Genomic DNA, 12,087 nt, shown 5'->3' with positions numbered 1-12,087 from the left:
GCGGCGGCTCGCCAGCAGGCAGCGATGCCCGCCGCGGCCCACGCCGCCGAGGCGCTGCTGCTGCGCGGGGCCACGGCCCGCAGCAGCGGCCTGGCGTGCAACCCGCGCCGCGGCGCAACGCCCGGCCCGGCCGCGCCTGCGCCGGGCGGCGTGCTCGCGGCTGCGCAAGCGCTCGCCGGCGTAGGCGCCTGGGCCGCATGGCTGCGCCTGCTGCAAGCCCTGCCGCCTCGCGGCGCGCTGGCGTTGCTCGCAGCGCTTCCGCCTGCGGCACGCTGCGGGTTGCTGCGCGCACCCGCTAGCGTCCGCGAAGGGCTGCTTGCGCTATGCGGCACGCCTGACGGCACGCAGCAGCCCCACGCGGACGAAGTGCCCGCCTCGGAGCGCACCGCTCACGCAGTCCTCGCGGGCACGCTCGCGCTGCTCGCCGGGCGGCAGAGCCTGGCGCGTGAATGGGCGAAATCGGCCCAACTCACTGCGCGGCAACCTGCCGCCACAGGTCGCCCGGCGACGACAATCACGCCGGGCCTGCAAACCCTGCTGCGCCTGACAGCACCCGGCGCAGCCTCTGCTGGCGAACACTCCAACCAGTGCAATATGCTACTGGTACACCTATAATTTCCTTTAATCTTTAATCTTTAATCTTTAATCTTTAATCTTTAATCTTTAATCATTAATCTTTAATCTTTAATGATTAATGATTAATGATTGCTAGTCTCTAGCCCCCAACCCCCAATCCCTTTAATCCCGAACTGTTTCTCAATTGATCTCCAATTGAAATTGCAAAAGCAACGGAGCTACAGGTAATCGGAGCATTGCCCGAACCGTGTATTGTTCCGTTGCTAATGGGTCGAGCCCTTAAGCCCTCAATTTTCCACTCTGCACTTAACTCAACGTAACCCAATTCGTCTCAACCTTTGCATATCACCGCTCGAAAACAGCGGATCGGCGTGCCGTACATGTCAGACCAGATGGCATCGTCCGGCTCTTTCACATTCAGTTTATCTTCAATGGTTAATCCGGTGACAGCCATGATTGTCTCCAGCAGATCCGGCCGCATCTCGGGTACATCGAAGGTGGCGATCAACTGTCCGTTTGGTTTCAGCACCCGAGCGAATTCACGAAAAGCTCGCAGCATCGTGCCTGTATCCAGATGCTCCAGTACAGAGATACAGAACACCCGATCAAACTTACCCGACTCGTACGGAAGCTGGGCCAGATTAGCCTTTGCACGGTGCAATCGGTCGAGAGTTGATTCCGGCAGATCCTGAGCGGCCTGCTCGCCAAAATCAGAAACAATATCCAGTCTTATCGCCTCTTCAGACAAAATACGTTCATCCCAGTCACAAGCGTGAACCTCGCGGCAGTGTTCGGCAAGCCAGAATTTGAACGGATGGGAGATGCCGCAGGCTGCATCAAGGACGACATCATCTGGACGTGCAAACCGCCGGGCCCATTCATATTCGTAGGGACGGCTCCACCATGCCGGATGCAGCGGGAAGACCAATGTGTCCGTTTTAGGGTCACTTTGCCGAATGTATCTTGATTCCATGAATTCCGTTGCCTTGGGCGTATCCATCATCCCCGAATTCCCTCCTTTAATCCTGTCTCTGCCAAAAAAGATTCCAACACCGTGCTCCACCGGCTCCGCCACCTGGCAAGATCATAGGACAGTGCAGTCTCGCGCGCATAGATTCCCAGTCGTTCTCGCTCGGCCCGATCCTGTACAAGACGTACCAGTGCAGCGGTTAGTTCCTGCTCACCAGGAGGTACCAGTAGCCCATTAAAACCATCCTGAATCAGATCATTCAATCCGCCAACATTGGAGGCAATTACCGGAAGTCCACAGCTCATCGCTTCCAGACAGGCATAGGAGGTGCCTTCCGAGAACACGGTGGGAATTACGGCGATATCTGCCTGATGGTAGGCCTCTCGAATATCCCGGAAATCATACGTGCGCTGGTTAATTCGCTCCGCATGTGGATGAGTACGATGCCAGTAACGAAAGACTCTCCCGACCGTGCTGCCTTCGACCAGTTCCCCGGCAAATTCAATCTCCAGATCTGGAAAGGCTCCAAGCAGTTTATCCGCTGACAGCATCATTGGAATAATACCCCGTTCCATGCTGATGCGGCGTGGATAGATAATGCGAATTGGGCGGGGAGAGGTTATACGGGCATCCACAGTTTTCTTTTCAACCTGTCCCTGAATCGGAACATTAACCTGATACTCAGCATCTGCTTCTACCAGAATCTCCGTAGCCCAATCCTTTGAATTCCGGTGGTTATGAGCAAACCTATACGTTTCGCCATCTGCCTCGACTTCTTCCCGTTTCGATAACTGTAAATGGAGATCTACCGTTTTTTTTCCCTCTCGTTCTTGATCGCTATCTGTATCTCCACCTCCATCTCTGTTAGCCTTACCGCTGTTCGCTCCAGCACCACTCGTTCCACCCTTGTCTTCTACAGCCTGCACCCCTGATATAACTGCACCAACATTTTCTTCATGACTCGCCAGATCATTCTTCCATGCGACAAGCCATTCGTCTTCCTGTTTCTGCTCGAAGGTCCGCGTTGGCGGGGCAGGTGTGAAATAGGATGTATCTACTGCATTGGGAATCAGGACAACCTGCCTTGGATCGGTATAGGTGCACGCAGCCCGGCAAAAGGTCTGGAAATGGGAATCCACGGATACAATGCGCACGAGTCCATCCAGAGCCAGTTGAATATGTTCCGCGACTTGTTGTTTGGTCTCCAGTGGCAGTCCGGGACGATCCCAGTTAATGCCGTGACAGATGCCAAGACTGCCGGGTTTGTAGGTGATGGGTTGCCACAGACAGCTGGCATAGATCACTGGGCCGCGCGCTGCGGCTGCCATCCGGTCAAAGGCTTCCGGTACATTATCCATGTCGTACGAATAACCAAATACGTCAATCTGCTCCGTCCGAGTCTGGAATGCTTCAAAATAAGAGAGCTGATGAACTTCGGGAATATGTCCGAGCCCTCGGATGACACTGCACAGATCCAGAATGTAGCGTTCCAGTCCACCACCAAATACCCGGCCGAATTCCCGGTTGTACCCGTCGGTGAAACTATGCGTCAGAATACTCACCACGCCCATCTCACGGTCCCTCCTTCCAGGGAATCAGCCGAGGTTCCGGATCGAGAATAGACTCGTAATGTGCAAGATTGCCCCACTCACCGCTAGGATCAATGCGCTTGTAACGCAAATATTTACGAACCCGATCCTCCAGGCTGCCTGCCCATCCGAGATGCTGAACCTTCAATTCCGTGCTGACCCCAGGCAATACCGTGCAGGACAAGGGAAGGCGGGGAACATGATGATTCTGTTGTGGATAAAAATAAGGATATCCAGGCATATACCGTACAAGTGAAGCAGTATGCCGTTTATGCAGACACCAGAGATCATCTTCCCGGTAGTGGGTCCGGCCACCCCACATATCGTAGAATCGGAATGCAAACCAGTCCGCATACTCCTGATTAATCAGAGTGCGTATGGCTTTCTTGGCCTCTGAGCTGTACAGCTCATCCGCATCAACTGAGAGCAACCAGTCGGGACATGTTCCCGCAGCCGCTTGCCATAAGGTGTTGCGAAGCCGCCATTCCTCCGCGAACAGTGGTTTCTCCAATACCTCCAGACGGACCACCTTTGGATAGGCTTTGCATATGTCCGGTGTTCCGTCTGTGCTGGCATCGTCCACAATGACGATCTCATCCACGAATTCACTCAGATCATGCAATACTTCTTCAAGGTATCGGCCACGTTCATTGCGAACCTGGAGCATGGCGGTCAGCTTGTTGCCTTTGCTTTTGCGAACCCGACGAATGGAAAAGGGTTCTTTGAATACACTTGTTTCCTCTTGTGTTACAGCAGCATTCTGTTCTGCCTGACCTTGTGAATCATTCCAGTGATGCACTTGGCTTCGGATGTCCTGCGTTGGTTGTGCATGATCCGGGGTGTGATCTCCATTTTCCAATGCATCTGTATGTGTTCGATCGACTGTTTCGGTTGGCGTGTAAGTGGTTTCGGTTCGGATATCCCTGTGCACCATTGGCCCATTCAACTGTTGTCTACGCTTCTTCGGGTCCAGCATCATGGCACCTCCCCAAGCAATTGCTGTACAGCATGATCCAACAGCTCCAGCTCCACAATCCGGGCCAGCGCATCTTCATCCTCCAGTGCTGTCTCAAGGAAATGTCGGACTGCCCCGTGTCGTTCCCCTCGCAGTGCCAGCGCACTGCCGGATAATTGCTGATAATCCCGGCGACTGGCATCATCCTGAATATCGACTGCATGCACCAGAGCTAGTGCTTCTTCCACACGTCCAGTCTCCTGGTAAATGCGGAATTTCCAATGTCGCGCCGTTTCTCCGCCAAGTTCGTCCAGGATGCGCAGCGCGGTTCCGTAGTCATCGTTCATACGCAGTAATTCCGCTCGTACAAGTTGATCTTCTCCTGCCTCAAACCAGCGACAGAGCTGTTCATAATGATGCCGTTCTTGTTCGTCTGCTGCACTAATTCCATATACCCGCAGGGCGTCCTCCAACTGTCCAGCCCGGGCATGGATGGCAGACAGGAATCGATAATGGGAGACCACACAATCACTGCGACCATTCATGACCGCATGGGTGAAGGCCTCTTGCAACGAATGCACGGCCCGCGGATCTTCAAGCAAGTACTCATAGGCTGCCAGCAAAAAGGATATCGTCTCATGTGCACCTGCTTTGGCACGGAGCTGACGGTAGAAGTCGGCACGTACACTGCATTGAAGCAGGGTGACGCTATCTGGAGTGCCTGACAGGATCTGCCGCAGCGCATGCAGGAAGAGCAGTTCGTAGTCCCGGAGAGGGACTTCGAAATCATCCTTTTGCATCGTACCCGCAGGTGCAGGGTCTTCTCCGCCCAGCCAGATAGCACGTACGCCTTGGAATAACAGCTTCATATAACGTGTTTCGGAGGATGTGCCTACCAGATCGGCGATGCCGACCAGTTTGGAAATACTGCTCTCCCATAGGGGAGATTCTGCTTCGTTTCCAGCAGGCTCAGGGAGCAGGGCAATACATAGCTCAGGCTCCAGCGAAGCTGTAGCCATTAGCCAGTAGGGATGGGCGACTACGGCTACGGTGCGAGGTTCCAGCAATAGCTGTTCGGCTTTAGGGAGGGAGATGATGGTAATGACCGGAGGTACATCTTCTGTTTGCGTCAGGCTGCTGACATAGTAGACCTCTCCCTCGATCGACAGCAGTGCAGCAATATCGGGATAGGGAAAGGATGACCAGCCTCCTTTGCGAGGGAAGAGAACATACCGGACAGGGGGCTGTGTTGTACTGGCCTTATCCAGGCTGGTTTCGGCGTCTTCACCTGGTAGTGGTGCAGGTTTTTCCATGAATAGTTCACCTCACCTTGACTGTAATATGGAGCGTCTTCGCTCTGCATGTGCTTCATGCTTTCACTTCATATGTAAAGCCCTCACGGTACTTCGCATGATATGCCTGAGACTAACATATGGGCATTCCGTCCCAAACATGAGTATCTTCCATGAATAGATGCAGTTGGCATGCTGTGATAATAGGCTGAATTTTATCTTTTGTGTGACCAGGATCACTTTTTTTTGCGCTAGAGACGAAGATTGTGATAATTATCACATGTGTAAAATAGGTAATCTGGCACAATACGTTCATCAACGTATTTGGCGGACAGACAGCGAAGGTGCAGCTTCAATGCCAAATACGCATACTGCGAAGTGAACAGAAAGAAGGGGTAACGGTATGGATCCGATTATGTTATCGCGTATCCAATATGCACTTACAACGATTTTCCATTTCTTTTTTGTCCCGCTATCCATCGGTCTTGTACTGTTGGTTGCAATCATGGAGACGTTGTACGTTGTTAAGGGTAAGGAGATCTACAAAACGATGGCCAAGTTCTGGGGCAAGCTGTTCCTGATTAACTTTGCCGTCGGGGTAGTCACAGGTATTTTGCAAGAGTTCCAGTTTGGTATGAACTGGTCCGAGTACTCCCGATTTGTCGGGGACGTATTCGGTGCGCCACTGGCTATTGAAGCGCTACTGGCGTTTTTTATGGAGTCTACATTTATTGGATTGTGGATATTCGGATGGGATCGTTTGTCCAAAAAAGTGCATCTAGCCTGCATCTGGCTGGTGTTTGTCGGCACATTCCTGTCCGCGCTGTGGATTCTGGCAGCCAATTCATTTATGCAACATCCTGTTGGGTTTGAGATTAACAACGGCCGAGCCGAGATGAATGATTTCTTTGCACTCATCACGAATGGTCAGTTGCTCGTCGAGTTCCCACATACAATCTTTGGGGCATTGATGACAGGAGCCTTCGTTGTAACCGGGATCAGTGCCTACAAATTGATGAAAAAGCAGGATGTGGAGATCTTCCGCAAATCGTTTAATATCGCGATCATTATCGCTCTTGTTTCTTCATTTGGTGTAGCTTTCTCCGGACACTTCCAGGCGCAATATCTGGTGGAGACACAGCCGATGAAGATGGCAGCCAGTGAGGGCACATGGACAACGACAGAAGATCCGGCACCATGGACGGTGGTCGCTTTTATTGACCCGGATAAACAGGAGAGTACGGGTGAGATCAAAATCCCTGGATTGCTCAGTTATCTGTCCTACAGCAAGTTCTCCGGTAGTGTCAAAGGTATGAAGGAGCTTCAAGCTGAGTATGAACAGACGTATGGACCGGGGGACTACATCCCGCCGGTACGGACAACATTCTGGAGTTTCCGCATTATGATCGCAGCGGGTGGTTTAATGATTGCATTGGCGCTATACGGTACATTTCTAGCCATGCGTAAGAAGCTAGAGGTCGCTGGAAAGTGGTTTATGCGTCTGATGGTGTTCGCCATCTCCCTGCCGTTTATCGCCAATACGTCAGGTTGGATTATGACCGAGGTAGGAAGACAGCCATGGACAGTATTTGGCTATATGACAACCGAAGCTGGGGTCTCGCCGAACGTATCCGCAGGAACGATCCTGTTCTCGACCATCGCTTTTACCGCTGCGTATACGGTTCTCGGAATCGTGATGGTATACCTGTTCGTACGTGAGATCAAAGCAGGACCGTTTGCGGTCGATAAGCCGGAAGATCACGATGAATCGGCCGATCCGTTCGGCGTGGATGGAGGTTATTCCGTTGTCACTAAGTGAGTTGTGGTTTTTGCTGATTGCCGTATTGTTTGTCGGTTTCTTCTTTTTGGAAGGTTTTGATTTTGGTGTGGGGATGTCTACAGGCATTATTGCCAAAACAGATCGTGAACGCCGGACCCTGATTAACTCAATCGGTCCGTTCTGGGATGGTAATGAAGTATGGCTGATTACGGCGGGGGGAGCAATGTTTGCTGCCTTCCCGCACTGGTATGCCACGTTGTTCAGTGGTTTTTACCTGCCACTTGTGGTGGTGTTGCTTGCCTTGATTGGCCGCGGAGTTGCTTTCGAATTCCGCAGTAAAATGAAACAGCAACGCTGGCGCAAAACATGGGACATCATCATTGTGGTCTCCAGCGCGCTCTTGCCTTTCCTGTTCGGCGTGGTCTTTGCCACGTTGATGAAAGGTCTGCCCATTGATGGGGAGATGCAATTGCGTGCAGGATTCCTCGATATTGTTAATCCGTACACCGTGATTGGTGGCTTGAGCGTAACCCTGTTATGTCTGGTGCATGGATTGCTGTTTGCCTCACTACGGACAGTAGGTGATCTCAGAGAGCGTGCCTTGAAGACAGCGCAAAAATTGATGCTGCCGCTGGCTGCACTACTCGCTGTTTACGCGTTAATGACGTATTTCATGACCGATGTGTTCGCCGTACGCGGCTGGGCTCTTTGGATCATGGTTGTACTTGGCGCAGTTTCGCTTGCACTTGCGGCATACTTTGTTCGTCAGAAGCGTGAAGGCTGGGCTTTCGGTATGACTGGAGCAGTGATTGCAATTGCCTTTTCCTCGGTCTTTATCGGACTTTTCCCAAGAGTGATGGTGAGTTCCTTTGGGGCGGCGTATGACCTGACTGTATACAATGCCGCATCGGGTGCGTATTCATTGAAAGTAATGACCATTGTAGCTTGCACATTGCTGCCGTTTGTTCTTGGCTATCAGATCTGGAGTTATTATATCTTCCGTAAACGCCTGAACGAGCAGCACCACCTGGAGTACTGATATGGGACGGGGGCTGATGAAGCTGCCGGGCATCCGGCCGGTACTTGCGCTGGCCTCAGCGCTGGTGATGCTACAGGCGATGACGATCATTATGCAGGCTAAATGGCTAGCACAGGCCATAACGGCATTATTTGAAGGTTCATCCGTAACGGAGCAGTACCCTGTACTGCTGCTGTTCCTGGCTGCTTTTGCCGCCCGCTACGCCCTATCCTTCTGGTTACAACTCGTGACCTCACGATATGCGGAGAGGACAGGGACTGATCTGCGCAGACAGATGGTGGAGCAGTGGTTCAGGCTCGGGCCGCGTTATGCCAAGACAGAGGGCACAGGCCATCTGGTCACACTGGCACGTGAGGGAACAGCTCAATACAAGACGTATCTGGAACTATTTATTCCTCGCATGCTGGGCATAGGATTCACACCCATCGTCATTTTGCTGTATATGTTCAAGCTGGATTTGATGTCCGGGGTTATTCTGATGCTGACACTCCCAATCCTGATCGTATTCATGATTCTGATTGGCCTCGTAGCTCAGCGTAAGATAGACGGACAATTCAGATCTTACAAAGCACTCGCTAACCATTTTGTTGATACCTTGCGTGGACTAGAAACGCTAAAAACATTGGGACAGAGCAAAACACATGAAGGGTCCATTTTGCGGGTCAGTCAGCGGTATCGGAAAGCAACGATGTCTACTCTGCGCATGGCTTTTCTTTCTTCGTTTGCACTCGATTTCTTTACGATGTTGTCCGTTGCTTCGGTGGCGGTTGGTCTGGGATTACGTCTGACGGAGGGACATATGCTGCTCGGACCTGCGCTGACAGTACTGATTCTGGCACCTGAATATTTCCTGCCTGTACGTATGCTCGGCGCTGATTATCATGCCACATTGGATGGCAAGGAAGCCGGAGCAGCCATTAATCAGGTGATTGAACGAGGGAAAGCCGCTGAACAAAAACAGAAAGAAGCCTATGCAAATGTTGTTGCGCATGCGGACATGGCAGAGGATGGGACGGGATCTGCATCATCGTTATCTTCGGGTAAAAGGAAAGCAGGCACTTCGACTATACGTGTCGTGTTGAACGATAAAACGGCTGCGGGGCATCTTGCTCCTGATCCTGTTTCTGTTTCTACTACTCCTGAGCTTGTTTCTTCCTCTTCCTCAGTGTTCTCTTGGAATGAGAATAGTAGATTGGCTCTAACGGATGTACAGGTACGACACGATGATGAAGGTCCTTATTCGCTAAAGGATGTCACATTTCAGATCACAGGTCTTGGCAAAATCGGTATTATTGGCGCCAGCGGAGCAGGCAAGTCCACGTTGATTGATGTATTGGCTGGATTTCAGCTTCCTACTTCAGGCCAAGTATTAGCCAACGGGCAGCCTGTGACACAGGATATGCTTGAATCCTGGCGAAGACAGACGGCAGCTATCCCGCAGCATCCGTATATCTTCAGCGGAAGTCTGGCGGATAACGTTCGTTTCTACATGCCGGAGGCTTCGGATGCGGAAGTGGCCAAGGCTATTAGCGCAGCTGGATTAACCAAACTACTGTCTTCATTATCTGGTGGGCTGCATGAGCCTATTGGGGCTGGCGGCAGACAGCTCAGTGGTGGGCAGGAGCAACGCGTGGCGCTGGCAAGGGCCTTGCTTAGTAAACGAAACATCCTGTTGCTTGATGAACCGACAGCTCATCTCGATGTAGAGACAGAGTATGAACTGAAACAGACGATGCTGCCGCTATTTGAAGGAAAACTTGTATTTTTGGCTACCCATCGTCTGCATTGGATGCCGCATATGGATCGGATTATTGTCATGGATGGCGGCACAGTGGCAGAGACGGGAACACATCAGGAGTTACTGGCACGACAAGGCGTATATTATCAGATGATTCAGGCCCAGATGGAGGCGATATAAAATGAAGTCCGGATATGAGCATATGGAGACCGTCCGTAACGGAAAAGAAAAAAATAGCTGGATTGCTCCGTATGTGGCACAGTACCGCTGGAGATTCATCGCAGTTATTGCGCTGGGTACATGTGCTGCCTTGTGTGCGGTACTGCTACTGTTCACCTCCGGATTTCTGATCTCCAAGTCTGCGCTGCGTCCTGAAAATATTCTGATGGTCTATGTACCTATTGTTGGTGTACGTGCATTTGGGATATTCCGCGCCGTGTTTCGATATATCGAGCGATTGGCAGGACATGATGCCGTACTGCGGGTATTGGCCGATCAGCGGGTGAAGTTATATCGCATTCTGGAGCCGCAGGCCCTGTTCCTGCGTTCTCGTATGCAGACCGGGGATGTACTTGGAGCACTCGCCGATGATGTGGAGCGGCTGCAGGATATCTATCTGCGTACAGTCTTCCCCGCCGTTACCGCGCTCGTGATGTACGGTGGGGCTATGATTGCCTTTGGCAGTGTTGATCTGGGATTTGCGGTGTGGATGGGTTTGTATATGTTATTTCTCGTTGCCGTGTTACCTGCGATCTCCCTGAAAGTGACGTGGAAATGGCGTGTACGGCTGAAAAAGGAAAACAGCAGGTTGTATACCCGTCTGACCGACGGTGTACTTGGACTGGGAGATTGGCTTGCAAGTGGACGAGCGGCCGAATTTGTTCAGCAGCAGGAAGAAGCGGAGGAACAGGTCGACGCGATTCGTCGCAAGTTGCGGCGCTGGACACGCTGGCGTGATCTGATGGCTCAGTCTGTCATTGGCCTGCTGGTGGTATCGGTTACGTTATGGGCCGGAAACGCCGCTTCTGTCGGACAATTGCCTGCCGTGATGATTGCTGCTTTTGTGCTGGTTTTATTTCCACTTACGGAATCACTTCTGCCTGTAGGGGATGCGGTGGAGCATCTTCCACAGTACCGTGAATCGCTGGATCGCTTGAAACAGCTCGAAGGGAAAGGGTATCTTCCGTTGCAGAATGGAGTTGGTGATGCGGATGGAACGGGCGAATCGATCTCTGTAGTAAAAAACGGCAACGTGATGGCTGGACAGACATCGGAGTCCTTGCCAGCTGCGAATGTTATCCCGGACAGACGAATTCGTCTTCGCATTCCACCCAAACTCAGAGCAGACATCGAGATTAATCTCGTAAGTTATCGTTATGCAACGGATGATTCCTACGCCGTACAGGACGTATCCCTTCATCTGCCACAAGGCAAACGATTAGCTATTCTTGGACGAAGCGGCGGCGGGAAATCAACCTTGTTGAAACTGATTCAGGGGGCATTGCTTCCATCTGCGGGGAAAGTTCTGATCAATAATATGTCTGTGCAGACCTTGGATGAGAGTGTCACTGATGTCATCGCAGTGCTGAATCAGAGTCCTCACTTGTTCGACACCACGGTAGCTAATAATCTGCGGATTGGTCGTCCACATGCAACGGATGAGGAGATTCGTCAGGTGGCCGCGCAAGTAGGTTTATCCGGTCTGATCGAATCCTTGCCGCAGGGATATGATACACCGATGCTGGAGACGGGCCTGCGTTTCTCTGGTGGGGAAAGGCAACGGATCGCTCTGGCCCGGGTACTGCTCCGGGAGACACCCGTTATTATATTGGATGAACCAACCGTAGGGCTTGATCCGGTGACGGAACGAGAGTTGATGCGTACTATCCTGGGTAGCTTGCAAGGCAAAACGATGATCTGGGTGACCCATCACCTGATTGGTGCGGAACAGATGGATGAACTTATTTTTATGGAAAATGGAAAGATTGCCATGCAGGGTTCTCACGAACAATTGCTGGCTGGGGAAGAGCGATACCGCCGTCTCATTGAACTTGATCGGCCGGGGTGGTCTGACTTGCAGACAGTAGAGGGCAAGCTGCCTACTGCCGCTTCCAGATAGCAGGAACTTTCTCGGCAAATGGAAGCGAA

General features: G+C 52.0%; 9 protein-coding genes. 5 read left to right on the top strand and 4 right to left on the bottom strand.

All coding sequences use genetic code 11. The features are described from left to right. On the top strand, nt 1–615 hold a 615-nt coding region (locus C170_RS31055; protein ID WP_200868508.1), incomplete at its 5' end, for a hypothetical protein. Nucleotides 616–907: 292 nt separating this feature from the next. On the opposite strand, the gene C170_RS19160 is transcribed toward C170_RS31055, so the two are convergent. The 4 genes from C170_RS19160 to C170_RS19140 are packed head-to-tail and all read right to left on the bottom strand — an operon-like array spanning nt 908 to nt 5,403. Beyond that, on the bottom strand, nt 908–1,579 hold the full coding sequence (locus C170_RS19160; RefSeq protein ID WP_081745988.1) for a class I SAM-dependent methyltransferase: 672 nt from the start codon (nt 1,577–1,579) through the stop codon (nt 908–910). Further along, nucleotides 1,576–3,117: a glycosyltransferase family 4 protein gene (locus C170_RS31380; protein WP_235200801.1), complete on the bottom strand. Its 1,542-nt coding sequence runs from the start codon at nt 3,115–3,117 to the stop codon at nt 1,576–1,578. The genes C170_RS19160 and C170_RS31380 overlap by 4 nt, the downstream gene beginning before the upstream one ends. Nucleotide 3,118: 1 nt before the next feature. Next, nucleotides 3,119–4,114 (bottom strand): glycosyltransferase, encoded by a 996-nt coding sequence (locus C170_RS19145; RefSeq protein WP_235200800.1) that lies wholly within the window; start codon nt 4,112–4,114, stop codon nt 3,119–3,121. Next, the gene (locus C170_RS19140; protein WP_036613024.1) at nt 4,111–5,403 is read right to left on the bottom strand and encodes a tetratricopeptide repeat protein; all 1,293 of its coding nucleotides are present in this window, start codon (nt 5,401–5,403) and stop codon (nt 4,111–4,113) included. The genes C170_RS19145 and C170_RS19140 overlap by 4 nt, the downstream gene beginning before the upstream one ends. Nucleotides 5,404–5,785: 382 nt before the next feature. Here C170_RS19140 and C170_RS19135 point away from each other — a divergent pair, with 382 nt between their 5' ends. The 4 genes from C170_RS19135 to cydC are packed head-to-tail and all read left to right on the top strand — an operon-like array spanning nt 5,786 to nt 12,058. Then, on the top strand, nt 5,786–7,201 hold the full coding sequence (locus C170_RS19135; protein ID WP_036613016.1) for a cytochrome ubiquinol oxidase subunit I: 1,416 nt from the start codon (nt 5,786–5,788) through the stop codon (nt 7,199–7,201). After that, nucleotides 7,146–8,201 (top strand): cytochrome d ubiquinol oxidase subunit II, encoded by a 1,056-nt coding sequence (gene cydB / locus C170_RS19130; protein WP_235200799.1) that lies wholly within the window; start codon nt 7,146–7,148, stop codon nt 8,199–8,201. The genes C170_RS19135 and cydB overlap by 56 nt, the downstream gene beginning before the upstream one ends. A gap of 1 nt (nt 8,202) precedes the next feature. Next, a complete protein-coding gene (gene cydD / locus C170_RS19125; RefSeq protein ID WP_036613011.1) occupies nt 8,203–10,119 on the top strand; it encodes a thiol reductant ABC exporter subunit CydD in 1,917 nt (638 codons plus the stop codon). A 1-nt stretch (nt 10,120) separates the two neighbouring features. Further along, nucleotides 10,121–12,058 (top strand): thiol reductant ABC exporter subunit CydC, encoded by a 1,938-nt coding sequence (cydC, locus tag C170_RS19120; RefSeq protein WP_081745986.1) that lies wholly within the window; start codon nt 10,121–10,123, stop codon nt 12,056–12,058. The last annotated feature ends 29 nt before the right edge of the window (nt 12,059–12,087 follow it).

Origin of the sequence: Paenibacillus sp. FSL H7-689, assembly GCF_000517905.1 — a bacterium.
Taxonomy (GTDB): domain Bacteria; phylum Bacillota; class Bacilli; order Paenibacillales; family Paenibacillaceae; genus Paenibacillus; species Paenibacillus amylolyticus.
Note: the sequence above shows the minus strand (reverse complement) of the source record. Positions and strands in the feature narration are given on the sequence as shown.